This window comes from Phytobacter palmae (assembly GCF_039409775.1).
Lineage (GTDB): Bacteria > Pseudomonadota > Gammaproteobacteria > Enterobacterales > Enterobacteriaceae > Phytobacter > Phytobacter palmae.
The window spans coordinates 183,628-205,973 of the sequence record NZ_JBCIVJ010000006.1; the positions used below are offsets into that span (position 1 = coordinate 183,628).

At 53.9% G+C, this 22,346-nt stretch carries 25 protein-coding genes and 2 pseudogenes; 8 read left to right on the top strand and 19 right to left on the bottom strand.

What is annotated here, in order from left to right; genetic code table 11:
- Positions 1 to 7: 7 nt before the first annotated feature.
- The 4 genes from rutC to rutF are packed head-to-tail and all read left to right on the top strand — an operon-like array spanning position 8 to position 2,293.
- Positions 8 to 394 carry a pyrimidine utilization protein C gene (rutC, locus tag AAIG39_RS10025; RefSeq protein ID WP_039078653.1) on the top strand — a complete coding sequence of 129 codons (387 nt, stop codon included), beginning with the start codon at positions 8 to 10 and terminating at the stop codon, positions 392 to 394.
- Positions 395 to 401: 7 nt separating this feature from the next.
- Positions 402 to 1,205 (top strand): pyrimidine utilization protein D, encoded by an 804-nt coding sequence (rutD, locus tag AAIG39_RS10030; protein ID WP_090085740.1) that lies wholly within the window; start codon positions 402 to 404, stop codon positions 1,203 to 1,205.
- A complete protein-coding gene (locus tag AAIG39_RS10035; RefSeq protein WP_090085738.1) occupies positions 1,202 to 1,792 on the top strand; it encodes a malonic semialdehyde reductase in 591 nt (196 codons plus the stop codon). Before rutD ends, AAIG39_RS10035 begins: the two co-directional genes overlap by 4 nt.
- Before the next feature lie 9 nt (positions 1,793 to 1,801).
- Entirely contained in the window at positions 1,802 to 2,293 is a 492-nt protein-coding gene (gene rutF, locus AAIG39_RS10040; protein ID WP_425503298.1) for an NADH-dependent FMN reductase RutF, read from the top strand.
- On the opposite strand, the gene AAIG39_RS10045 is transcribed toward rutF, so the two are convergent.
- Both AAIG39_RS10045 and AAIG39_RS10050 read right to left on the bottom strand, forming a co-directional pair.
- Positions 2,294 to 3,214 carry a DMT family transporter gene (locus tag AAIG39_RS10045; RefSeq protein ID WP_343193746.1) on the bottom strand — a complete coding sequence of 307 codons (921 nt, stop codon included), beginning with the start codon at positions 3,212 to 3,214 and terminating at the stop codon, positions 2,294 to 2,296. It lies immediately after the preceding gene.
- Positions 3,215 to 3,354: 140 nt separating this feature from the next.
- On the bottom strand, positions 3,355 to 3,528 hold the full coding sequence (locus AAIG39_RS10050; protein ID WP_071845896.1) for a con-10 family general stress protein: 174 nt from the start codon (positions 3,526 to 3,528) through the stop codon (positions 3,355 to 3,357).
- Between the two features lie 697 nt (positions 3,529 to 4,225).
- Between AAIG39_RS10050 and wrbA the strand changes: the two genes are divergently transcribed.
- Both wrbA and AAIG39_RS10060 read left to right on the top strand, forming a co-directional pair.
- The gene (gene wrbA, locus AAIG39_RS10055; protein ID WP_090085733.1) at positions 4,226 to 4,822 is read left to right on the top strand and encodes an NAD(P)H:quinone oxidoreductase; all 597 of its coding nucleotides are present in this window, start codon (positions 4,226 to 4,228) and stop codon (positions 4,820 to 4,822) included.
- A gap of 20 nt (positions 4,823 to 4,842) precedes the next feature.
- On the top strand, positions 4,843 to 5,070 hold the full coding sequence (locus AAIG39_RS10060) for a YccJ family protein (RefSeq protein ID WP_090085731.1): 228 nt from the start codon (positions 4,843 to 4,845) through the stop codon (positions 5,068 to 5,070).
- A gap of 33 nt (positions 5,071 to 5,103) precedes the next feature.
- Here the strand turns inward: AAIG39_RS10060 and agp are convergent, their stop codons facing one another.
- Positions 5,104 to 6,345 carry a bifunctional glucose-1-phosphatase/inositol phosphatase gene (gene agp / locus AAIG39_RS10065; RefSeq protein WP_343193747.1) on the bottom strand — a complete coding sequence of 414 codons (1,242 nt, stop codon included), beginning with the start codon at positions 6,343 to 6,345 and terminating at the stop codon, positions 5,104 to 5,106.
- A gap of 152 nt (positions 6,346 to 6,497) precedes the next feature.
- Here agp and AAIG39_RS10070 point away from each other — a divergent pair, with 152 nt between their 5' ends.
- Both AAIG39_RS10070 and AAIG39_RS10075 read left to right on the top strand, forming a co-directional pair.
- Positions 6,498 to 6,959 carry a winged helix-turn-helix transcriptional regulator gene (locus AAIG39_RS10070; protein ID WP_090085727.1) on the top strand — a complete coding sequence of 154 codons (462 nt, stop codon included), beginning with the start codon at positions 6,498 to 6,500 and terminating at the stop codon, positions 6,957 to 6,959.
- A gap of 128 nt (positions 6,960 to 7,087) precedes the next feature.
- Complete coding sequence (locus AAIG39_RS10075) at positions 7,088 to 7,882, top strand: SDR family NAD(P)-dependent oxidoreductase (protein ID WP_343193748.1); 795 nt, start codon at positions 7,088 to 7,090, stop codon at positions 7,880 to 7,882.
- A 426-nt stretch (positions 7,883 to 8,308) separates the two neighbouring features.
- Here the strand turns inward: AAIG39_RS10075 and AAIG39_RS10080 are convergent, their stop codons facing one another.
- From AAIG39_RS10080 to AAIG39_RS10155, 16 genes and pseudogenes are all read right to left on the bottom strand, one after another.
- On the bottom strand, positions 8,309 to 8,560 hold the full coding sequence (locus tag AAIG39_RS10080; protein ID WP_343193749.1) for a hypothetical protein: 252 nt from the start codon (positions 8,558 to 8,560) through the stop codon (positions 8,309 to 8,311).
- A 252-nt stretch (positions 8,561 to 8,812) separates the two neighbouring features.
- Positions 8,813 to 9,388 (bottom strand): lipid IV(A) palmitoyltransferase PagP, encoded by a 576-nt coding sequence (gene pagP / locus AAIG39_RS10085; protein ID WP_343193750.1) that lies wholly within the window; start codon positions 9,386 to 9,388, stop codon positions 8,813 to 8,815.
- A 420-nt stretch (positions 9,389 to 9,808) separates the two neighbouring features.
- Positions 9,809 to 10,582 carry a DUF3750 domain-containing protein gene (locus tag AAIG39_RS10090; RefSeq protein WP_249572731.1) on the bottom strand — a complete coding sequence of 258 codons (774 nt, stop codon included), beginning with the start codon at positions 10,580 to 10,582 and terminating at the stop codon, positions 9,809 to 9,811.
- A gap of 202 nt (positions 10,583 to 10,784) precedes the next feature.
- Positions 10,785 to 11,257: pseudogene (locus AAIG39_RS25690) on the bottom strand (hypothetical protein); the annotation flags it as partial.
- Positions 11,258 to 11,408: 151 nt separating this feature from the next.
- The gene (locus tag AAIG39_RS10100; RefSeq protein ID WP_343193752.1) at positions 11,409 to 12,296 is read right to left on the bottom strand and encodes an alpha/beta fold hydrolase; all 888 of its coding nucleotides are present in this window, start codon (positions 12,294 to 12,296) and stop codon (positions 11,409 to 11,411) included.
- Positions 12,297 to 12,317: 21 nt separating this feature from the next.
- Positions 12,318 to 13,121, bottom strand: coding sequence for a pyrroline-5-carboxylate reductase family protein (locus AAIG39_RS10105; RefSeq protein WP_343193753.1), 804 nt, complete (start codon positions 13,119 to 13,121; stop codon positions 12,318 to 12,320).
- 13 nt (positions 13,122 to 13,134) lie between these two features.
- Positions 13,135 to 13,887 carry a VOC family protein gene (locus AAIG39_RS10110; protein ID WP_249572734.1) on the bottom strand — a complete coding sequence of 251 codons (753 nt, stop codon included), beginning with the start codon at positions 13,885 to 13,887 and terminating at the stop codon, positions 13,135 to 13,137.
- A complete protein-coding gene (locus AAIG39_RS10115; protein ID WP_343193754.1) occupies positions 13,887 to 14,408 on the bottom strand; it encodes an L-2-amino-thiazoline-4-carboxylic acid hydrolase in 522 nt (173 codons plus the stop codon). The genes AAIG39_RS10110 and AAIG39_RS10115 overlap by 1 nt, the downstream gene beginning before the upstream one ends.
- 23 nt (positions 14,409 to 14,431) lie before the next feature.
- Positions 14,432 to 15,277 (bottom strand): transporter substrate-binding domain-containing protein, encoded by an 846-nt coding sequence (locus AAIG39_RS10120; RefSeq protein ID WP_343193755.1) that lies wholly within the window; start codon positions 15,275 to 15,277, stop codon positions 14,432 to 14,434.
- Entirely contained in the window at positions 15,264 to 16,025 is a 762-nt protein-coding gene (locus tag AAIG39_RS10125) for an amino acid ABC transporter permease (protein WP_343193756.1), read from the bottom strand. The genes AAIG39_RS10120 and AAIG39_RS10125 overlap by 14 nt, the downstream gene beginning before the upstream one ends.
- 3 nt (positions 16,026 to 16,028) lie before the next feature.
- Positions 16,029 to 16,727, bottom strand: coding sequence for an ABC transporter permease subunit (locus tag AAIG39_RS10130; protein ID WP_343193757.1), 699 nt, complete (start codon positions 16,725 to 16,727; stop codon positions 16,029 to 16,031).
- Positions 16,728 to 16,737: 10 nt separating this feature from the next.
- The gene (locus AAIG39_RS10135) at positions 16,738 to 17,478 is read right to left on the bottom strand and encodes an amino acid ABC transporter ATP-binding protein (RefSeq protein ID WP_249572745.1); all 741 of its coding nucleotides are present in this window, start codon (positions 17,476 to 17,478) and stop codon (positions 16,738 to 16,740) included.
- Between the two features lie 252 nt (positions 17,479 to 17,730).
- Positions 17,731 to 18,885 (bottom strand): alkylhydroperoxidase domain protein, encoded by a 1,155-nt coding sequence (locus AAIG39_RS10140; RefSeq protein ID WP_343193758.1) that lies wholly within the window; start codon positions 18,883 to 18,885, stop codon positions 17,731 to 17,733.
- Positions 18,882 to 20,537 (bottom strand): annotated as a pseudogene (locus AAIG39_RS10145) (dipeptide ABC transporter ATP-binding protein). The gene AAIG39_RS10140 and the pseudogene AAIG39_RS10145 overlap by 4 nt, the downstream one beginning before the upstream one ends.
- A complete protein-coding gene (locus AAIG39_RS10150) occupies positions 20,534 to 21,394 on the bottom strand; it encodes an ABC transporter permease (RefSeq protein ID WP_090085704.1) in 861 nt (286 codons plus the stop codon). Before AAIG39_RS10150 ends, AAIG39_RS10145 begins: the two are co-directional and overlap by 4 nt.
- The gene (locus tag AAIG39_RS10155; RefSeq protein WP_090085703.1) at positions 21,391 to 22,335 is read right to left on the bottom strand and encodes an ABC transporter permease; all 945 of its coding nucleotides are present in this window, start codon (positions 22,333 to 22,335) and stop codon (positions 21,391 to 21,393) included. The genes AAIG39_RS10150 and AAIG39_RS10155 overlap by 4 nt, the downstream gene beginning before the upstream one ends.
- Positions 22,336 to 22,346: the final 11 nt, after the last annotated feature.

The window sequence follows — 22,346 nt, forward strand, 5'->3', positions numbered from 1 at the left end:
GAACAGCATGCCAAAACAGGTCATTATTCCCCCGGGAACCACCACCCCGATCGCCCCGTTTGTACCAGGTACGCTGGCGGATGGCGTGGTCTATGTCTCCGGTACGCTGCCGTTTGATAAGCAAAATAATGTGGTTTACCCCGGCGACCCAAAGGCGCAAACCCGTCACGTGCTGGAGACGATTCGCACTGTTATCGAAACGGCGGGCGGCTCGATGGAGGACGTGACGTTCAACAGTATTTTTATCACCGACTGGAAAAATTACGCCGCGATTAACGAAGTCTACGCAGAGTTCTTCCCCGGCGATAAGCCCGCCCGCTTTTGTATCCAGTGCGGGTTGGTCAAGCCTGAGGCACTGGTCGAAATCGCCACCGTCGCGCATATCGCAAAGTGAGGCAGGCATGAAACTGATCCTCAGTGAACCGCCCTTTGCGGGCGCCCCCGTGGTGGTGTTGATTGCCGGGCTGGGCGGCAATGGCAGCTACTGGCTGGCGCAAACGGCGGCATTGCAAACCCGGTTTCAGGTGGTCAGCTACGATCAATGCGGCACCGGCAATAACCCGGCGACACTGCCGGACGGCTACAGTATGGCGGATATGGCCGCAGAGCTGCTGAGCGCCCTGCAACAGGCAGGTATCAACCGTTTTTGTGTGATAGGCCACGCGCTGGGGGCCTTAGTGGGGTTGCAACTGGCGCAGGATTACCCCCGCTGCATCAGTGCGCTGGTGCTGGTCAACGGTTGGCTGCAACTGAGCGATCATACCCGCCGCTGTTTTCACGTTCGCGAGCGCTTATTGCAGGCTGGCGGCGCGCAGGCGTGGGTTGAGGCACAGCCGCTGTTTCTCTACCCTGCCGACTGGCTGGAGGAGCACGCCCCGCGCATGGAAGCGGAAGAAGCCCTTGCGCTGGCCCATTTTCAGGGAGAGCACAACCTGCTCCGGCGCCTGAACGCTTTAAAACGCGCCGATTTTAGCGCCACAGCAGCGCAGATTCGCTGCCCCGTATTGATTATCTGTTCACAGGACGATTTGCTGGTGCCCTGGACCTGTTCGCAAGCACTGCACGACGCGTTACCCCACAGTGAGATCCGTCTGATGGAACGTGGCGGACACGCCTGTAATGTCACCTACAGTGACGCTTTCAATACCCTGTTACTCAGCGGGCTGGCGACCTTACTGCCCGTTGCCGAAAAGGAGTTGTTATGAGTGAAGCCGTGAGCCAAAGCGCGCTGAATACCCTGTTTTATGAAGCCCGCACCCATAATGGCTGGCAGGAGAGGCCGGTGAGCGATGCGACGCTTGCCGAGATTTATGAACTGGTCAAAATGGGACCGACGTCGGCTAACTGTAGCCCGGCACGCTTTGTATTTATTCGCAGCGAGGAAGGCAAAGAACGGCTGCGTCCGGCATTATCGAGCGGAAATCTGGCCAAAACGCTCAGCGCGCCCGTGACCGCGATTGTCGCCTGGGATGCTGAATTCTACGAGCGGCTGCCAGAACTCTTTCCCCATGGCGATGCGCGAAGCTGGTTTACCTCAAGCCCACAACTGGCAGAAGAGACCGCGTTTCGTAACAGCAGTATGCAGGCCGCTTATCTTATTGCCGCCTGCCGGGCTTTAGGGCTGGATACCGGGCCAATGTCCGGCTTCGACCGTGCGCTGGTGGATAAGACATTTTTCAGCGATACCCCCTGGCGCAGTAACCTGCTGGTCAATATCGGCTATGGCGATCCCGACAAGCTGTTTGGCCGCCTGCCGCGACTGGCGTTCAACGACGCTTGCCAGCTTATTTGAGAGGTGATGATGGCGATTAATCAACAGACATTTCGCGACGCCATGGCCTGTGTAGGGGCTGCCGTCAATATTATCACCACCGACGGCGAAGCAGGCCAGGCGGGTTTTACTGCCAGCGCCGTATGCAGCGTCACCGATTCACCGCCAACGCTTCTGGTCTGCCTGAACCGGGCGGCATCGGTCTGGCCGGTGTTTAACCAGAACCGGGCGCTGTGCGTCAATACCCTGGCCGCGGGCCAGGAGGCGCTGTCGAACTTGTTTGGCGGGAAGACGGCGATGGCCGAGCGCTTTGGCGCAGCGCAATGGCAAACCGGGGAAACCGGATGTCCACGCCTGGAAGGGGCGCTGGCCTCATTTGACTGCCATATAACCCAGGTGGTAAGTGTGGGGACGCACGATATTCTGTTTTGTGAAATTCAGGCTATCGTCCACCACCCTGCCCCGGAAGGCCTGGTGTGGTTTAATCGTCATTACCACACGCTGATGCGCCCGGCCTGCTGATCAGGACTCCGGTTCAGCTGTAGTTTCCGGCGCTTTTAACGGCGCCGCTTTCTTTTTGAGCTTCAACTCACTGACCAGCACGCCAACAACAATAAACAGCCCACCCAGAATAGCCAGTAGCGGCAAGCGCTCTCCCGCCATACGGCCAAAAATACCTGCCCATACGGGTTCCCCGGTGTAGATAACCGTGGCGCGGGTTGGCGAGACGCTGCGCTGTGCCCAGTTCATGGTGACCTGAATAATCGCGCTGAAAATGCCCAGCCCCGCCGCCAGTCCCAGCAGCGCCGGAGAAATCTCCGGAAGCGATTCTCCGGCCGGAGCCATAGCCGCGAATGCTACCAGCGATGCGGTCAGCAGTTGTACGACAGTAACGCGCCGCACATCCACCTTTCCGGCCCAGGCGCTAATCAGAATGATCTCAGCGGCAATCGCCACCGCGCCCACCAGCGTGATGATCTCGCCTTTCCCCAGCGCCAGCATGTTGCCATCCGGCCCGGCCAGCAAAATCAGTCCAATGAACGCAAGCAAAATGCCCATGCAGGACATCAGTCCCGGTATACGTCCCAGGCATAACCACTGCAACAGCGGTACCAGTGGGACGTACATGGCGGTGATAAAAGCCGATTTACTACTGGGAATAGACTGTAATCCCCAGGTTTGCAGGCTGTAACCCAGCGCAATCGCCACCCCGATGGCGATACCAGCTTTAACCTCAAGCCAGGTGATACCTTTGAGAACCTTAAAGGAGAGTAATGCCACCGCCAGCGCGGCCGTCGCAAAACGCAGGCCGACAAAAAAGAACGGGCCGCTCATGGTGACGGCATATTGCACGGCCAGGAACGTCCCGCCCCAGAACATGGTGATGAGGATCAGGAGGGCTTCCTGAGGCTTGACGGAGAACTGAAATCGCGATGTACGCATGTTGCAAACCGGTTAACAGAAACCGCCTAGTTTGCGACCTGTGGCACATTTCTTCAACCCAAAAAAAACCGCCGGGCAAAACCCGGCGGCGAGCAGACGGTGACGGTGAAATATTCAACCGTGACCACAACACTTAAGCACTAGCTGCTGCGGCTACCATGACTGCTTTTGCCCCCTTTCTTACCAGCTTCCGAGGCACGTTGAGGGTCATTTTTAAAATTGCCCCCACTATGCTGGCCACCTTTACGACCTGCTTCTGATGCTCTTTCACGATCTTCAGCGAAATTACCTGAACCACCACGATGGTTTGCCATTTCTGACCTCCGGTTTTGTGAAACATTAGACATCATACTGCATTCAGTAAAAGAGGATTCTTTCACCGCGCGGCGACATCGCTGTACTGATGTCTTCGCCACGTGAAACTAAGCTTAGTAGAGCAGGCTTGATCGGCTAGCGGATCGTAATATCCTGCAACAGGAAATCGGGCAAACCGTTGATTTTTTCAGCGGTAAAATGATAAGCCGCTCTTATGCTTTAAAAAAACGGCTGCGTTTGAAATGTATCAAATTGCAACAGAGAGATTCCGTTCAACTAACAAGCTATTAATCAATGCTATAGCGTCATTCATCCGCACTTATCAACGCGACCAGAGCATTAAAAATAGCCACTCAATGGCCCGCAAGACGTCTGTTTCCGTTTCATTGCGATGACTTCCGTTCATCATGAGCGATCACTTTTATTGAAAACACGAAGTCATTTTCTTCCTGCAGAGACTTATCCCTCACTGGCTTTCAAATAGCCGCTTTGTTGACGCGGAGCGGTAAACAGCTCCGGATAACATCAGCAAAACACCGCCGATGCTTGCGGGCGCAACAGCCAGAGACTCTCCATAACCGAATTGTTATCAATCAAGGAAATGGCATTCAAATTTGCACTCTGCCCGCCAGGGCATACGCTTAAGTGGACGCGGCAAAATGCCGCCTGATAATGTCAAAACGAGGAGTGATGAAAATGGCTAAGGTACTGGTGCTTTATTATTCCATGTATGGACACATCGAAACCATGGCCCATGCAATAGCAGAAGGCGCAGAGAAGGTGTCAGGCGCAGAGGTGGTTATCAAGCGTGTGCCCGAAACCATGCCACCCGAACTGTTTTTGAAAGCCGGGGGCAAAACCCAGAATGCGCCAGTCGCCACACCTCAGGAGCTGGCAGAGTACGACGCCATCATTTTTGGCACCCCAACCCGCTTTGGCAATATGTCCGGCCAGATGCGTACCTTCCTTGACCAGACAGGCGGCCTGTGGGCATCCGGTGCGCTTTACGGCAAACTGGCCAGCGTCTTTAGCTCTACCGGAACCGGCGGCGGCCAGGAACACACCATTTCATCCACCTGGACTACTCTTGCACATCATGGCATGGTCATTGTACCCATCGGTTACGCTGCGCAAGAGCTGTTCGATGTTTCTCAGGTACGTGGCGGCACCCCCTACGGCGCAACGACCATCGCCGGGGGCGACGGTTCGCGTCATCCAGGCCCCGAAGAACTGGCGATTGCCCGCTATCAGGGTGAATATGTTGCCGGTCTGGCAGTCAAACTGAACGGCTAAGCTTCCAAAGGAGGAGATGAATGCCTAATCAAGATACAAAAGCCCACCATGTTGGGGAATGGGCCAGCTTACGCAACACCTCACCGGAAATTGCAGAAGCGATCTTCGAGGTTGCAGATTATGACGAAGCGCTGGCGGAAAAAATTTGGGAGGAAGGGAGCGACGAGGTACTGATCCGCGCCTTCAAAAAAACCGACAAAGATTCGCTCTTTTGGGGTGAACAAACGATCGAACGGCAAAACGTCTGATAAAACACTCCCCCGCCTGCGCGGGGGATTTTTTTATTTCGCTGCCGCATTTACAACCGTATTGAATTTCTCCAGTGGACAAAAACCTTCGCTATCAATCGGACAGCCTTTCAGCGCCAGCGTGACACGTTGCGCCGGAGCTTTCAGGGTCAGCACATCCGCATTACGTAACTGGGTGCTGCTCTGGTAGACATACTCGATTTTCATCAGTTCGCGTTTGCGCTGGCTGTCATACCACCGCTGGAAGACAATCTTGCCGCCAATAGGGGTTCGTTCATACTGGTCATGAAGCTGATAGGGGGCAAAATCAAGAGCGGTCAGTAACGATGCGATATTAGAATCATGGCCCACCAGCAGTGTCACTTTCGGCGTGTTTGCCGCGTCGGTCACCAGCGCTTTATCGATGTATTTCACCAGTGGTTTCGCCACATTACGCGCCACATCGGGAGATGTGAACAGGGCATCCTGATAGCTGTTTTTGATCTTTGAGAGCAAACGCCATTGCTGGTCGGTAGTGATCTCCCCCCATGCGACCTGATCCAACGGAAAGCCTTCGTAATACTGCAACGTGAAGGCATCCACCAGTGAATTACCGATTTTCAGAGGTCCGGAAACGCCAGGCTCCTGTTGTACTGAGGCACTAAAGGTATCGCTGGCCGTGGTCAGTGAGCAGACCTGTTTCTCTTTACAGGAAGGGGACTGGTCATAGCGGACGATTTTTTCCAGTAATTGATAGCTTTCACCCAGCGCATCATGCTGATGTTGTGCCTCCATCGCTTTTATCGCCTTCTCGCCAAACCCGGCGGAGCTATCCGTGATAACCGGGTTAAATGTCGGGTCCATCGCCCCCATTTTTTCCTGATGATGCACGGGAATATCGCACCCCGGAAAGGCGCCGGTGATAAAGAACTGCGCGGTTGCGACCGTACGCTGCAGGCTGTTGGCATAAGCATAAACGGTTCCCGGAGCCGGACATTCCCCAGTGGTCACCAGTTTCTGCTCCGCCAGCCACTCACGCATATAGTGGCCCATATACACTTCAAGCACCCCGCCTTTGGTGGTCAATTGTCCGCCTGGAACTTCCCATTCCGGCCACGCGTTAGGGGTCGATTGTTCCAGCACGCTACCATTGTTCGCCAGCGGCGCACGTAAGTTATGGCGGCTCATAATCAGCACTTGTTCAAGTTGATATCCTTGTGGCGCGGTCCCTGCCATCGCGGTCGTGGTGAACGGTAGCATCGCGGCAAACGTGAGTGTCCATAGTGACTGCTTCATCGTGACTTCCTCATCCTGACGTTGGTGAAGAGAAAGTGTGACACATTTGTGACCCTTTGCAGTGAATTACGGCATAGAAGTGACCGACCGCAACATCGCTTCCCCATGTGCTTATGTAGTTTTATAATAAAACCATTAACCGGAGAGTGATGATGAAACGTACACGACTTGAAGCCAGCACCTGCCCCGTTGCCCGTTCACTGGATGTGATTGGCGACTGGTGGTCTTTACTTATCGTGCGTGATGCGCTGCGTGGTGTGAAGCGTTTCGGCGAGTTTCAAAAAAGCCTGGGTATTGCCAAAAATATGCTCACCGCGCGCCTGAAATTGCTGGTCGACGAGGGAATTCTGCAATTGCAGCCCGCCTCGGATGGCAGCGCCTGGCAGGAGTATGTACTGACGGCGAAAGGACGCACTCTGCAAACCGTGCTGGTTGCCCTGTCACAATGGGGCAACGACCATCTTTTTGCCGAGGGTGAGCACGGCACAGTGCTTGTTGATGCCCGGTCGCGCCAGCCATTGCAAAAAATACAACTACTGGCCGAAGATGGCCGCGTCCTGCAACCCGATGAGATTGCTCCCCGCTATCCTGAATCCGTGAAATCAAAAGGTTAACGCCATACCTCGCCGGATCGCACATTTTGCCACCTAAAATGGTTGCATTATAAAACCAAATATCCCATTCTGAATTTGGTTTCATTATAAAACCTTTTATCTCCCTTTCGTTTTGACGAGGTATGACAATGGCTACGCAACGCATTACCGCGCTTATCACTGGCGCATCATCCGGCATTGGCGCGGTTTATGCCGACCGACTGGCGGCCCGCAATTACGACCTGGTACTGGTTGCCCGGCGTGCAGACCGCTTACAGGCTCTCTCCGGCGAGCTGGAAAAACGCTACGGTGTTCGCGTGACCACGCTGATAGCCGATCTCAGTAAAGCGGAAGGTATACAGCGCGTTGAAGAGACGTTACGGCAAGAGCGCGCCATTGAACTGCTGGTGAATAATGCCGGGGCCGCGAATCTCGCCCCGTTTCTCTCCTCGGACGCCGACTCCCATGAGGCGCTCAATACTCTCAATACCACGGCGCTGATGCGCCTTACGCTGGCAGTCCTGCCGCGCTTTGTTGAACAAAATCGCGGGACCATTATCAACATCGCTTCTGTGCTGGCGTTTCACGCCCGGGCTGGCAGCGCCGTATACAGCGCCACCAAAGCCTGGGTACTGAATTTCACCCGTGGTTTACAGGAAGAATTTGCTGAAAGTGCGGTGCGTATTCAGGCAGTTTTACCTGCCGCGACGGCGACAGAAATTTGGGGGAACTCTGGCGTCACGCTGGACTCACTGCCTGCCGGTTCGGTCATGACCACTGAAAATCTGGTGGATGCGGCGCTGGCCGGCCTGGATCAGGGTGAGCTGGTGACTATTCCACCGGTAGAAGATCTTGCGCTGTGGCAGCGGTGGGAAGAGGCGCGTCTGACATTATTCAACGCGTCACGTAACGGGACCCCTGCCTCTCGCTACCCGATAGCCTGAAAGTGACCTCCGGTTCGCCAGTTGAGACCATCACTGGCGAACTCTTCACGTATGACGCGGTGACTTGAGGCCGTTGTAACCGACGAACCCAGTCAGCCCATCAACACAGCGTTGCTGGCCGATGGCGTTCCCGGCAGTTTGTAAGCCTTAGCGGGGCGCAGCCTGTACCGCTTCACATCAAAAAAGCGGCGGGAGAAAAACGTTAACGCCTGCGGCCAGCCCGACGAATAGCGCAGCTCATACAGCTGACGAAAGCAGGCAGATGCTGATGAAATCGAGCATTGACGGTATGACCAATCATCTATTTTTTAAGACAACGACAGACTGGCAGGAACAGCATCGTGACCGTTCGAGGCTAACGGCTCAGGCACGACAGGCACGCCTGAACCGTTTTGCATAGTGTGTTAATGCCCGGTAAGACCTGAATCAGATGCGCTGGCTGCGCAACATGGTGCAGAACGGACAATTACAGCCGCTCACTGGTGTAGCCGCGCAACTGCCCGGCTGGCTAAAACCTGGCATTCCCTGCGAGCTAATGGCCTGATCATAGATAGCAAACTCTGCCCCACGGACCTGCTGGCGGGTAAATTCAGCGGGGTCTTTATCTTTCGCCTGAAACGCCATGGCGCTACCAGAAATAACCGACAACGAGATAGCTAAAATCTGAGTGATTTTCATAGGGTAATGCCCTCAAAAAGGAAGACGTCGTTTGATAAGTCGCCAGATACCGGCAGCCCGCAACCGCCAGTAAGTGTTATAAAATAACATTTCATAATGCAACGCAACGTCAACAGTGTGACGAAATTTGATAGGCTATCGCTTACTCGTCAGACCCGGTGAGCACCACACTGATAAACATTGCGCCTTATCCCGCAAGGCGCAGTGATGACATTCGACGGTTATTCATCCTTTTGCATCATCCGCTACCGCTTAAAAACCGTAGCGGAACCAGGCGAAAAGTACATTGCCATTATTATAAGTGCCGGGAATATAGGTGAATTGCACACTGGCCTGTTTATAGCTTGCAGAGAGCAGCGGCAGCACGACGGGTAGAGGAACATAATTAGCGAAATCTTGTCGCGCGGTTACCGCCGCCGTCAAACCAAGCCCCAGACGAAAATCGCGGCGTTGATCCAGATACCAGCCCTTCTCCCAGCCGTAGCCAATAATAGGCTCCCAGTTGTTATGTGAGTCCTTAAAGGCCATGGCATACAGCGAACTCCAGTTTCCGTCGGCGTTATAACGGGAAACACCAAAACCGCCGCCCCAGGGCCTCTCGTTATAGCGGTCCGTTTTTTCTTTGTCGTAGGTGAAACGGTTATGCCAGGTGAGAAAGGGTAAATAGAGATCATAATTCTGTGGGTGGTCCCAGGTTTCCGTCACATCTTGTTTAAACCCGTCCCACCACTCCGCTATCCGTTGTTCGCCATAAATCGCCGCATCTGCATAAGTCGGGACGAAAGCTGCCCATACGATAGCCCAGCACACAATGAATAGCCTGAACATCTAACACCTCATAATACTTTTATCATTCTGAAATAAAACATCGCTGTCTACTTTCAGTTACTCGTTTTAAGGCGATAAACCCTACATTTGCCACATTAAACAAAACATAAATTTCAGGTATTTTCCGGGAAACAGATGGTTCTTAATAAGCGTAGTAATCTTTAAACAAGCGTGGCGGCAATCACCAGCAAAATCGGCATTTTCCAGATAAAGGATCAAAAGGATCAGAGGATGGCAAGGTAGTCTGCTTCTTTAGTATGTTGTAACTATTTATCGACTGTGTATAAGACGCAGTGCGATGCAAGGAGCGGGCATAATGTACGATTACCGCAGATGGCAGGCGAAGACGGATGCAGTGATATGGTTGCAAATCACGGAGCGTTGCGAGGAAATACCCTGAAAATATCGCATCCTGTCGCCTTACGATTCGCTGTTTTGCAGATTATCGCGGCCCACCCCGCCAATAAACGGTAGTCGTAACCGCAACGGCGTGAAATCGACTCCCATGCTCAGACCAAGTACGTTAAGCTCAAACCCCTCTTCGGCCCCCAGAGTAATGCCCGCAACACCCAACAGTGACACCTGTATACCGCGCCCGGACGGAGGTAAACCGACGGGGTTGAGCAATGAGCGAAAATCTTTACCCACGGCATTAGCGGGCATATCCAGTTTCAGAGCCGGCACCTGGCGACCAATATGAGCGATAAACGTATTGCTGTTTGGACCGGGCCAGGCGTGGTAGGTATCCGGCCACGGGTAGGAGGCGATAGCCGCTTCAATCTGCGGGATCATCGCCTCAGCTTGCGCCCCCCGGTGTTCAACAAGCAGACGGGGTTTCGCCCCGTACCAGTAGCCATCCGGCGCATTGCGGTTACGCCGCACTTTTTCACCGCCGCCCCAGCTTATCACCTCATAACGGTTATATTCCGTTTCCCCCGCCCGCTTAAAGACGATCCATGGATGGACGGCCACCACCCCTTTCCAGCCCCACGTTGGGGCGACATAAACCTGAACAATTGCCAGCTGAGCAAATTGCCGGGCGTCGGGCGCCATGCCGGAAGAGTCACGCCTGGCAGACCACCAGCCCTCCTGCGCTCGCGAGTCTCGCTGATGCATAGCCTGAGCGAGACTGGCAATAAGAGAGAGCACAATGATGCAAAGAATACACAGGCAAAGGGTTTTAATCGGGGTCATGGCACTCAGCTATCAGAAGGGGAAATACGCTCCGGTGAGTATACTGTCGTTTTTGTACCGCAGTGCGCCTTTAGCACATAACGCAAAAGCCAGTCTCTTTCCCGGACGGGCCCTACAGTGTTCGCACTTTCAGGCTCCGGTAGAAACATCGCAAAAACGAGCGTAGTGTTCTTTTTGACTCAGAACAGACTAGCTGTCGATTGGTATAGTTCCATTCTATCGCTCGCTCAAACGTATAGTGAGCACTTTCATCCATGGCAAAAAAGCAGTGTGGATTACGTTTTTGCAGTCGGGCTTTGAACAATTCCGGGAAGGTGATGAGGGAAATATCACCCTCAACCGAAGATAAAACGCCAGCATTGTTGTATGGGCTGCTCGTTGGCCATCGTGATCAATACACCAACTTTATTTACCGCATCTTTCGATTCAGGTTCAGGCATATCGCGCAGCGCGATATACGCAGATTGCCGCACCGAACTCATCAACACCCGAAAAGTTATCCCGATGCAGGATTGCTAACTCCCCTGCCGTAAAGGTATGCCCTTTTGGAAAGTAAACCCGCAGATTGTTATCCGACTGAATAAAAACACCGCAGACATGGATAACCACACTGTCCTGGTGGAAAGCCGTTTATATGCCAGGCACCTGTTTACCAGGAAAGGTTGCCAGATTCATTTATACCTTTTCCCTGTTCAGAGAGGTTCAGTGAAATTGTTATCGCCAGCCTTTTGTTAAATCATACTGTTTGTCAGGTGGGGCCAAAAAGCCCGGACATAAATCAGCACGCAAAAGAAGGGGTGTTAAGGCCGGTTGCCCGACCTTAATCTTATTTGTAATCGATAAAGTTCAGGATGGCATCGTTGAACTCCTTCGGTGCCTGAATAAACGCGAAATGGCTGGTGTTCGGCAAAATCAGCAATCCGGCTTTTGGGATCGTATTGGCGATATATTCCAGATGCTCGCGCACAATGGCCTCATCATGATCGCCATCGACAATCAGCACAGGGCTGGTGATTTTCTTAAGATCCTCATCGCTCCAGTTGGGCTGCGTTGCCCACATATGGCTTATCTGATCGACAAAAGCATCGTACTGGTCCGGGGTTCTGGACAGCCTGCGGTACTCATTACCCGCCCGCTCGATATAGCGGGCAAAGACCGGGTTCTTCTCCGTATCCGGTTTCACACCGCTGGTTTTGGTATTGGGGGCAAAGGAAAAAATACGGTTCACGCGGGTCGGATGGCGAATAGCGAGATCGATACCAATAATCCCGCCGTCGCTCCAGCCGACAATATCCGCTTTCTGAATATTCAGGTAATCGAGCAATGCCACGACATCATCACTCATTAAGTCGTAGCTGTAAGGCCGTTCGTCGCGCGTGCTACGTCCATGTCCCCGACTGTCGACGACGATAACTTTATGATTTTTTGCCAGGGCGGCAACTTGCTTGCCCCAGTAATCAGAATTCGCCAGCCCGCCGTGGAGTAACACCACAGGCTTCCCCTCTCCGGCTGTTGCGTAATAGAGTTGAATTCCGTTTACGCTGGCATACGCCGATTTAAGCCCGGCCACAGGAGCAGGTGTTGGCGGTAATTTTTTCCAGCGCTCCCCCCAGGCAATCGGGGATTTGGGCGTAACCGCCCAGACCGCAGACGTGCTCAACGCCCCCATCACGCAAAGCAGCCCGGCAAGAATAAAGGTATTTTTTCTCTTCATAGCAATCGCTCCTGATTACGTTTAATGTGCCTCACCCAGCTCACGGGTGCGTTTTACCGCCGCCAGCACGCTGCGTTGCAGACCTGCGGCAAAATCGCTGTTATTAAGCTCATATAACCCATGAATCCCGACGCCTGCCGGCGAATTATTAATATCCAGAAGCTGCCGTGGGTGTTTCTGGCTCCGGCGCAACATCTCCACCGACCCCAGCAGATTTTCCAGTACTACCTCGCTTGCCTGAGCACGAGACAGACCGGCCAGTACGCCCGCATCGGTAAACGACTCGATAAAGTAATAAATGTAGTTCGGTCCGGCGACGCCAAAGCCGGTAAAAATATCGATAAGCCGTTCCGGCAGGTAGAGCACCTTGCCAAAGCCATTGAGAAACGGTTCCACCTGTTCGGCGCTCGCCTGCGCATTGAGAACCACTCCACTGTAGCCAAACCCGGTATCGGTGAGCGTATTGGGGATAACACGGGCAATGGATGTTCCCGCCCCCAACACGGCTTCCAGTTGGCGCAGTGTCACCCCGGCAATCAGAGAAACGACTGTCGTTGTGGCAGAAAGATATGGCTGAATATGCGCGGCTACACTGGCTAAATCGTCCTGTGGACGAATTCCCAGCACCACCAGCGCGGCCTCGCCCGGCAGATGCTCGCGCTGCCGCGCCTGTGCCAGACCATAACGATCAGAGAGCAATGCGATACGGTCAGGGTCAATATCTTCAAGCGAAATGTCCTGCGCACGGACTGTTCCCGCCGCCAGCGAGGCGCGAATGATCGCCTCTGCCATTTGCCCGGCACCAATAAAGTGGACTTTTGCCATGTGCCGCTCCTCCTTATTGAAAGCGATATTCGCCGTTACCCACACGAAAATGTTGGCCCTTCAGCGCCGGATCAGAAACGTTAAAGACCAGTTCGACTAGCCGATTAGCGCTGCTCTGGCGAAAGATAAATTTCTGTTCACCTACCGCCAGCCCCTCCGGCAACTCGTTGAAACCGAACAATGCGTGCCAGTGCGCTCGCACAGCCTGCGGATCCTGCACGTCAAAAATGGCGCTTTGTAATATCACCTCGCCTGCAGAATGTGGCGCGTCGAGCCCCTGAGCACGTAGTCGCGCCAGCCGGGCGTCATCGTCCTCACCCCATTGCAAAATAAAAGGATAAGGCAGGCCGTTAAAATTCCCCTCGATGGTAAAGATGCGCCAGCTAATCACATTACCCTGCGGGTCGTTACGCTGGCCGTCGACAATGGGCGAGACCTGCAACCCTTTACTGCGCAAATCCGCGTGCGTGCGATCAATATCGTCTGTGCGCAGCGCCACCCGATGCAGCGCCTGGTTTTCCGGCAACAGTTGAGCCGCATCGCGGGAGAGCAAAAAATCGGTCTGCGCCGACGCCAGTTCAGCCTGGTCATAGATAGCGAGGAATTCAATATAGGTGAGCCCAAAGTAACTAAGCGCATTCCAGGTACCCCAGCCAGGGTGCCGCCCACCGGCAAGCGCGTTGAGCCTCTGTGCGGTAAAAATTGTGATTGCCTCTTGCGGATGGTTAACAAACTGAACGGCATGATCCCATTTTAATGTTGTCATTACGCCTCCTGAGTCTGGTAGAAACGCAGGCGGCAGGCAGGATCCCCCCGCGCCAGCGCAGCTTCAACCGTTAACTGCATGCCCTTAAACGCATCGGTTAACGCATGATCCCCTTCCATGCAGATATCACACAGCGTCTCTATCTGGCGGGCATCGCGCCCCTGCTGACGCCAGCAATTGACGTAAGGGCAATAATGGAACAGCACAATAAACTCTGACGGGCTGGCCGAAACGGTCTCCATTTCGTAAACCTGCGACTCCAGCCCACGGGTAAACACAGTGGCAAATTCCTGTAAATCGTCGCCATGACGCATCTTCGCGCGCACGGCGTGCCCGATATCACGGCCATAACGGCGGATTGCGTCACGCGCATAATCGTCGGATTGATTGCGTTGCCGGGATTCATCAAGCAAATAGCCAAGCGTGGCAGCGCGCTTTTCGGTAATGGCACGCAATGCCAGGGTAACCTCATCGTCCAGGGTCGGCGCGTTATGCGCCGAAGCGGGCTGTTTTGTACTCATCAGACAGCACTCCCCTTGTACGATTATTCCCAGTCGGTGTTCACTTTGACATTTTCTGCACCCGGCAGAGCGTAGACATCTTCGTCATACCACTTGCGGGACAACGCGGCGAGCGTGCCATCTTTTTTAAGGGCTTCAAGTTCGGTGTCGATGGCTTTGATCAGTTTCGGATCGGCACTCTTTTTGTATAAGTAGACATTAGGGAACAGGCCGACAGACTCCGAGGCTTTCAGATTCAGGTTCAGGGCTTTGTTTAACGCCAGCAACGCACCGATGGGATAGATAGCCGCATCGTATTCACCAGAAGCCACGGCTTTGAAAATATCCGCCGCGGACTGCTCACCGTTCGGCTGCAGATTGATTTGCTGGTCTGGGTGCTTTTTGTTGTAGTTATCAATCACGGTATAGCGCGCATCGGACGTATGAATCGGCACCAGTTTCTTCTTACCGCTTGCCAGATCGGCCAGCGTATGAATATCGTTTTCATTGTTACGCACAATTAAACGCAGGTCGCTAATGCCCGAAGGCTGGCCAGAGTAAGCGTATTGCGCAGCGCGCTCTTTTGTCAGATAAAAATGGTCTGCCGCCAGAGTATACGCGCCGGTGGATAAGCCAACGATCATTGCATCACGCGAGACCGCATTAAAATGGAATTTATAGTGGGTGAGCTTCTGATCAATGATCTTTAATAATTCACCGTCATAACCAGTAATATTATTATTATCGTCTACAAAGCTAAACGGGAACCCGTTTGCATTCACCACAACTTCCACAGTTTCTGCATCAGAGCTTTTTTCAACCGCCTGCGCCACCGTCATATTCATCGTCAGGAGCAGTGAACTTATCAATAACAACTTATTTTTGAACATACTTCTTTCCCCAAAATGAGTGAGATGGAACCACTTTTCGTGCATGGCTTTTCCACCGATTGCTGAGATACACCTCGATATGTCGCAATATCCGGGTCAGGACCAGACAGAGCGCAATATAAATAATCAGGACAATGCAATAGGCCTCCACATAATGAAAACCGCGCGCCGCGGCGATATTCGCCTTTGCCATTACATCCACGACCGTAATGGTATAAACCAGCGACGTATCTTTGATCAGGTCAATCAGGACGCTGGTATAGTTGGGTAAAGCGGACACCGCCGCCTGCGGAAAAATGATGCGTCGAAACTGGGTAAAGCCGGTCAGCCCTATCGACCATGCGGCTTCTCTCTGCCCTTTTTCCACAGCATTCCACGCGGAACGAAAGGTCTCTGCGAAATAGGCACTAAAGACCACAGAAAAAGCGGCCACGGCGGCGACCAGCGGTGAGAGTTTGTAACTGAATGGCGTGTCCTGCGGCCCGCCCAAAAGATCACTGGTAATCCACGGCCAGACGTAAAAAACAAAATAGAGCATCACCAGCATGGGGACTGAGCGGCCGAAAGAGATAAACGCCCTTACCAGATATTTCACATACGGTACATTGCGAATGAGCACCCAGGCCAGAACGCCACCTGCTAAGGTTGAAAATATTAATGATAAAACGGTGATCAGTAACGTTACCGGTAGTGCACTTAATATAAAAGTGAAATTATCCCGGATAAAATCAAAGCTAAACATAGCCATCTTTTACTCCAGTAAATATTGATACTTTTTCTCAATACGGCTTGTGAGATAAAAGATAATCATGTTAAGCAGCCAGTAGATAAGAATGACGCTAATAAATGCCGCAACCTGCTTTGCACCATAACTGTTTTGCGAGATTTTCTGGGCGCGGCCAAAAATATCGACAATGCCGATAATATTCACCAGTGATGTCATCTTCACGAGGTTGATTAAAAGATTGCCGAAATTCGGAATGGCGATAATCAATCCTTGTGGAAAAATAATGCGCGCTATTCCAATGTGCCAGGGAATATTGAGACTGCGTATCGCCTCTTTTTGTCCCACATCCACGGCATTCCACGCCGAGCGCATCATTTCAGCAAAATAGGGGCTAATACCGACTGAAATAGACAATATGGCAAAGGTCGTATCACTTATCAGTAGCGCGGGGAGTTCCAGCGCCGAGAGAATCAATTTTCCCCCGAAGAAAAAGAGCAGAATTAGCAGAGCCAGCGGCGCGCCACGCAGCACATCGGTATACACTTTCGCCAGCAACCTCAATAGCGATGAGTGGCTAAACTGCAAGGCGGTAGCCACCAGGCCAAGCGCCAGACCGAGCAATAGCGAGGCAAGCGTGATGCCCAACGTGACCGGCAGGTTTTCCAGTAACTTAGGCACAATGAAAAACAGATCGTTTAAACTCAATAAGGGTTGTGAATTCACTGTAGTAGCCTCAGGCGTGGAAACGTAACCGGGCAAGAAACGCCTGCGTGCGCGAATGCAACGCCGCGCCAAAAATCTGCTCCGGTGGTCCTTGCTCCACGATCTCGCCGTTTTCCATAAAGACCACTCTGGAGGCGACCTGACGGGCGAATTCCATTTCATGAGTCACTATGATCATCGTTTGTCCATTAGCGGCAATCTCCTGAATAAGGGTCAGAACTTCGCCAACTTTCTCCGGGTCCAGAGCCGACGTGGGCTCATCGAGTAACAGCACTGCCGGGTTAATCGCCAGCGCACGGGCAATCCCGATACGCTGTTTCTGCCCGCCAGAAAGGCTGTTCGGATAGTTATCTTTTTTATGCAACAGTCCGACCTGTTTGAGCAGACCTTCCGCCGTCGCCACCGCCTCCTGACGAGGGCGCTTTTGCGCATAGATCAGGCCTTCGGTAATATTTTGCAGGGCGGTGAGATTGTGAAACAGGTTCCAGGATTGAAAGACCATCGCAGTTTTCGCGCGTATTTTTTCAATCTCTTTTTTTCCTGCTTTGGCGCAATCCACAACGGCATCGTCGATTTGTATTTTTCCGCTGTCGGCGGGTTCCAGAAAATTCAGGGTGCGTAACAGTGTCGTTTTACCCGAACCACTCGGGCCAATAATGCAGATAATTTCCCCTGCATTAATGGAAAGCGACACCTCTTTTAGTATTTTTTCGCCAGTAAAACTTTTACTGATTTTCTCAATGGCAATCATCATTATATTTTCGCAACGGGCTATCCCTGATAAATGCGCAACGGCGGCATTTATTTCTTTACAAAAACTATATTGCCGCGAGGTCGGCAAAGACAAACAAGAAAAAAACATATGCAAAGTTGAAAAACACATTTCCGAAATGGGATGTTGCCAGAAATTGACATATTTAAACTATTACGGGGAAATAAAGGCGGGGGAAAGGATGATCCGCTTTTTATCATCGCGAAACATCCCTTATATTCTCTTAACAGTTCACTCCTGCGGCCAGAAGGGTTCACCCAGCGTCAGCATAAGGCGGTTGGCCCATGCGAAAAATGCCGTTGATTGCACAAGATCAACGATCTCCAGGGTGCTCAACCCCTGTTCACGCAGTTTCGCCACATCCTGCGCGCTGGCCTGTGCGGGTGTACTGGAGAGACGCGCAGCGAAATTGATCTCCGCCTGCCAGCGTGGCGACTGCCCCTGAGTCAGATCGCCGCCTGGGGCTATCTCCAGCAGACGTTGCACTGCCTCCTGCTGTTTAGAGAGCTGGCTTGCTTTGCGGGCATGAACCGAGGCGCAATAAATGCAACCGTTGACCTTACTGGCGACGGTTGCCGCGAGCTCACGTTCGGCACGTGGCAATCCTGAGGCAGTATAAAAAATTCCTTTATCGGTCAGCGTGCGCTGCTCAAGCACAAGGAGATTACGCCCCAGCAGGCGGAAATAGTCCGACTCGCTATGACCGAAGCGGGCCAGGGTTGCCTGTTCCCCGGCATTAAAATCACTCAGTGCTTTTGCCGAGATCCACGGTTCCCAGCCTAACTCCGCCTGGGTAAAGGCAACCGGTGCCCGTTTACCTGAAAGCGTCCGGGCCTGGGTATGCCACTCCCCTGCGCTGACTGCTTGTGCCGGTGGGGTGTCCACCTCGATGCCCGCCAGTAAACGATAACCCCGCAATAAGCGACTCTGGAAACTGATAAAGGCCGTTAATTGCGAAAGCGTAACAATGTCGTCCTCTGACCATCCCGCCGCCAGCAAAGCCGTTAAGTCACTCTCCTGGGCGCTTACCGGGTGTAGTGTCAGCGTTCTGGCATGGGCCAGCGCCGCGTTCAGTGCCGGCGTCACATTCGGGGCAATAAAGTCTTTGCCGCGTTGCTCGTAATAGCGTTGCAGTACGCTGTCCCGCAGCCAGTTGCTAATCTGCGCCGCCAGCCAGAATCGCACGGCAAGCGTTAGCCTTCCCTGTACAGCCCGGGCGGAAAAAAGCGCCTCATAGCTGCCCTGGGTATGGCGCGTTGCCGCTTCCCGCGTCTGGCGAGCGGCGGCCAGTTCACTTCCCGGCGCTATCCCGGCCAGGTTATCGAGCAGGTCGTACGTGTGAAACGCCGTCTCTTTTTCCGGAATCTGAGGGTCATGCAACGTCATAAAATCTCCTGTGTTCGGGTACGGTGCGTCATGCCGGGAATGGCATCGATCAACTCCCGCGTGTACGGTTCACGGGAGTGGCTAAAAATGTGTTCTACCGGGCCGGACTCGACCTGCTTTCCATGCCGGAGCACGCTCACGGTGTCGGCGATCTGCCGCACCACGGAGAGGTCGTGAGAAATAAACAGATAGGTCAGACCGAGCTCGCGCTGGAGTGTGTCCAGCAGACGCAGGATCTGCGCCTGTACCGTCACATCAAGAGCGGAAACCGCTTCGTCAAGCACCAGCACCTGGGGTTCGAGAATCAGCGCCCGCGCAATGGCCACGCGCTGGCGCTGGCCGCCGGAGAGCTCATGCGGTTTGCGGGTCAGCAGCTCCGGCGACAGCGCCACGCGCTCAAACATCTCATGTACTTTATGTACGCGCGTTGCCCGGTCGGACTGACCAAAATTACGCAGCGGCTCGGCCACAATGTCGAACAGACGCTGTGCTGGATCGAGCGAACTGAATGGGTTCTGATAGACCAGTTGAATTTTTTATCGGAACTGACGCAGCGGCTCGACTTTTAAGCGGGTGATATCTGTGCCATCAATCAGAATTTGTCCGCTGGTAGGGCGATGAAATCCAAGCAAACTGCGCGCCGTCGTCGTTTTCCCCGACCCCGACTCCCCCACAATGGCATGCGTGGTGCCGCGTTCAACGGTAAACGACAAATTATCCACCGCACGGAAGATGGTTTTGTTGTCCCCTGATAACGGATAAGTCTGGACCAGATTTTCCACCCGTATCACCAGGTCGCCAGCGCTTGTTCGTGGCGTACGGAATGTAGCGTTGAGCGACGGAACATCCGCCAGCAGCGCCCTGGCATACTGGCTACGGGGTGCCTGCAATACTTTCTGTACAGGGCCTTGCTCCTGCACATGTCCGCGCTGAAAGACCACCAGGCGATCGGCGCGCTCCGCTGCCACGCCTAAATCATGGGTCACGAAGAGAACGGCAGTGCCACTCTCCCGCCGAAGTTCATCCAGCAAATCCAGCACGCGTTTTTGTACCGTCACGTCCAGCGCGCTGGTAGGCTCATCGGCGATAATCAGCGCAGGTTTGAGCGCGATAGCGATAGCGATCAAGACTCGCTGCTTCATACCACCCGAGAGTTGATAGGGGTATTGCTGCGCGCGAAGTTCGGGATGGGTCAATCCGACGCGGGCCAGCAGCGCCAGAGTTTGCTGACGAATCACCTGACGGGAAGCACGCTGGTGCAAACGCAGAATCTCATCAACCTGCGCCCCGATGGTTTTGACCGGATTGAGCGAGCTGGTCGGATCCTGAGGGATAAGACTGATACGCGCGCCACGAATACCGTCCAGCTGCTTTTGCGACCAGCGGCTGATATCGGTGCCATTAAGGCGAATGGCCCCCTGCGTCAGACGACCATTTTCACTGAGCAGACCAATGACGGCCTGCGCCGTGGTGGTCTTACCGGAACCGGACTCGCCCACCAGCGCCACCACTTCACCGGGATTGATCTGAAATGACACCCCTTCCACCACCGTACGGTCACCTTCGGCGGTGCGGTAGCGGATGGTGACATCCTCAAGCTCCAGTACCGGCAAGGTCGCGCTGCTCTGTTGCAGACTGATATTCAGGCTCATGGCTGCCCCCTGCGCAATGACTGGCTGATACGATTAGCCGCCAGCACGACCAGCACAACCACTATTCCCGGGAAAGCGGTCAGCCACCAGGCCGTTGAAAGGTAATTACGTCCTTCGGCAATCAGCAACCCCCACTCCGGCGTAGGCGGCGGCGCGCCATACCCCAGGAAACTGAGGGTCGAAATGGCCAGAATGGCGCTACCGAATTGCAGTGCAGCAAAGGCAAAGACGGTACTCAAGGCGTTAGGCACAATATGGCGTAACAGTACCGTGAGGAAGGTGCCGCCGCTGCCCCACGCCGCTTCGACGAAATCGCTGTGGCGTACACGCAGAGTTTCACCTCGTACCAGGCGCGTAAAACTGGCAATCGAGGTGATCCCCACCGCGATGGCAGCATTCACCGTGCCGAACCCCAGCAGAATGATGACGCTCAGCGCCAGCAGCAGCCCGGGGATAGCGAGCAAAATATCGATAACGCGCATGGTCAGGGTATCAAACCAGCCCCCGATTGCCCCTGCCAGTAGTCCAAATAAACTCCCCAGCGCCAGTCCAAGACCTACCGCGATGAGCGCACCAGAGAGGGAGTGCACAGCGCCGTAGACAATACGGGTATACAGGTCGCGCCCCAACTGGTCAGTGCCGAGCAGATAGCCGTCGCCAGGAGCAAGACGCTGGGCCCCCGCAATCCCCTCTGTCGGGCTGAAATGGGTGAACCAGGCGGGAAACAGCGCCCAGAGCACAACGGTCAGCAAGACCAGCCAGGCGGCAATCAGTCCCGGACGCAGCGTAATACGGGGTATGCGAGCGCGTTTGCGCAATGACGGGAAACTAAGCTTCCCCTGAGGAACGACCGTCATAAGGCGACTCCTGTGCTGTTTTTCAGTCGGGGATCGAGCAAGGGGTACAGCAGATCGATGACGAGGTTGATCACGACGAAGGCGCTGGCGGAAATCACCACGATAGCCTGCAACACGCTACCGTCCTGAGTATTGACCGCTTCCTGAGTGAGTTGTCCCAGGCCACTGCGACCAAATACCGTCTCGGTTATCAGCGCACCGGCAATAAGCTCGCCTAATAACAGCCCGGCGACGGTCAGCGTTGGCAACAGCGCATTGCCTAATACGTGACGCCATAATACCCCGGCCCGGCTGGCACCTTTTGCACGCGCAACGGCAACATACGGCTGGGTTTGTACCTGGTCGATACTGCGCATCAGAATTTGCGCCAGCGGTGCCGAAATCGGCAGCGCCAGCGTCAATGTGGGCAGGATAAGCCCCTGCCACGGGCCTGGGTTAATCACCGGGATCCATCCCAACTGGAAGGAGAAAATCTGAATTAACACGATACCGAGCCAGAAAGTCGGCACCGAAATAAACAGTGAGGGCAGCGATTGCAATGCCGCACGCAGCCAACTAAACGGCGAGAGGAATGAGAGTGCGGCCAGGAGAAAAGCCAGTAACGTAGCGACTATCAACCCTAACAGCGCCAACAGTAACGTGGAAGGAAGATTCTCACTCAGCAGCTCACTGACCGGCACACCGGACTGGAGAGAAAGGCCAAAATCCCCCTGCAACAGACTGACAAGAGCATGCACATATTGCGTCATTACCGGTGTGTCAGCGCCATAGCTCAGACGCAACTGGGCAATTTGCTCCGCACTCAACCCGAGATCTGGATTCTGAAATTTGATCAGTATTGCGTCGCCCGGTAGCGCCTGTAACAGCACAAAGGAGAGCGTAAATGCGGCCCATAACACTATCAGTGCCTGACCAAAACGAACCGTCAGATATCTGCCCATGGCTTGTCCTC

Excerpts from the sequence above, each read along its gene's own strand:
- rutC (WP_039078653.1), top strand. The coding sequence starts at position 8 with ATGCCAAAACAGGTCATTATTCCCCCGGGAACCACCACCCCGATCGCC.
- rutD (WP_090085740.1), top strand. The coding sequence starts at position 402 with ATGAAACTGATCCTCAGTGAACCGCCCTTTGCGGGCGCCCCCGTGGTG.
- AAIG39_RS10035 (WP_090085738.1), top strand. The coding sequence starts at position 1,202 with ATGAGTGAAGCCGTGAGCCAAAGCGCGCTGAATACCCTGTTTTATGAA.
- rutF (WP_425503298.1), top strand. The coding sequence starts at position 1,802 with ATGGCGATTAATCAACAGACATTTCGCGACGCCATGGCCTGTGTAGGG.
- AAIG39_RS10045 (WP_343193746.1), bottom strand. The coding sequence starts at position 3,214 with ATGCGTACATCGCGATTTCAGTTCTCCGTCAAGCCTCAGGAAGCCCTC.
- AAIG39_RS10050 (WP_071845896.1), bottom strand. The coding sequence starts at position 3,528 with ATGGCAAACCATCGTGGTGGTTCAGGTAATTTCGCTGAAGATCGTGAA.
- wrbA (WP_090085733.1), top strand. The coding sequence starts at position 4,226 with ATGGCTAAGGTACTGGTGCTTTATTATTCCATGTATGGACACATCGAA.
- AAIG39_RS10060 (WP_090085731.1), top strand. The coding sequence starts at position 4,843 with ATGCCTAATCAAGATACAAAAGCCCACCATGTTGGGGAATGGGCCAGC.
- agp (WP_343193747.1), bottom strand. The coding sequence starts at position 6,345 with ATGAAGCAGTCACTATGGACACTCACGTTTGCCGCGATGCTACCGTTC.
- AAIG39_RS10070 (WP_090085727.1), top strand. The coding sequence starts at position 6,498 with ATGAAACGTACACGACTTGAAGCCAGCACCTGCCCCGTTGCCCGTTCA.
- AAIG39_RS10075 (WP_343193748.1), top strand. The coding sequence starts at position 7,088 with ATGGCTACGCAACGCATTACCGCGCTTATCACTGGCGCATCATCCGGC.
- AAIG39_RS10080 (WP_343193749.1), bottom strand. The coding sequence starts at position 8,560 with ATGAAAATCACTCAGATTTTAGCTATCTCGTTGTCGGTTATTTCTGGT.
- pagP (WP_343193750.1), bottom strand. The coding sequence starts at position 9,388 with ATGTTCAGGCTATTCATTGTGTGCTGGGCTATCGTATGGGCAGCTTTC.
- AAIG39_RS10090 (WP_249572731.1), bottom strand. The coding sequence starts at position 10,582 with ATGACCCCGATTAAAACCCTTTGCCTGTGTATTCTTTGCATCATTGTG.
- AAIG39_RS10100 (WP_343193752.1), bottom strand. The coding sequence starts at position 12,296 with ATGAAGAGAAAAAATACCTTTATTCTTGCCGGGCTGCTTTGCGTGATG.
- AAIG39_RS10105 (WP_343193753.1), bottom strand. The coding sequence starts at position 13,121 with ATGGCAAAAGTCCACTTTATTGGTGCCGGGCAAATGGCAGAGGCGATC.
- AAIG39_RS10110 (WP_249572734.1), bottom strand. The coding sequence starts at position 13,887 with ATGACAACATTAAAATGGGATCATGCCGTTCAGTTTGTTAACCATCCG.
- AAIG39_RS10115 (WP_343193754.1), bottom strand. The coding sequence starts at position 14,408 with ATGAGTACAAAACAGCCCGCTTCGGCGCATAACGCGCCGACCCTGGAC.
- AAIG39_RS10120 (WP_343193755.1), bottom strand. The coding sequence starts at position 15,277 with ATGTTCAAAAATAAGTTGTTATTGATAAGTTCACTGCTCCTGACGATG.
- AAIG39_RS10125 (WP_343193756.1), bottom strand. The coding sequence starts at position 16,025 with ATGGCTATGTTTAGCTTTGATTTTATCCGGGATAATTTCACTTTTATA.
- AAIG39_RS10135 (WP_249572745.1), bottom strand. The coding sequence starts at position 17,478 with ATGATTGCCATTGAGAAAATCAGTAAAAGTTTTACTGGCGAAAAAATA.
- AAIG39_RS10140 (WP_343193758.1), bottom strand. The coding sequence starts at position 18,885 with ATGACGTTGCATGACCCTCAGATTCCGGAAAAAGAGACGGCGTTTCAC.
- AAIG39_RS10150 (WP_090085704.1), bottom strand. The coding sequence starts at position 21,394 with ATGACGGTCGTTCCTCAGGGGAAGCTTAGTTTCCCGTCATTGCGCAAA.
- AAIG39_RS10155 (WP_090085703.1), bottom strand. The coding sequence starts at position 22,335 with ATGGGCAGATATCTGACGGTTCGTTTTGGTCAGGCACTGATAGTGTTA.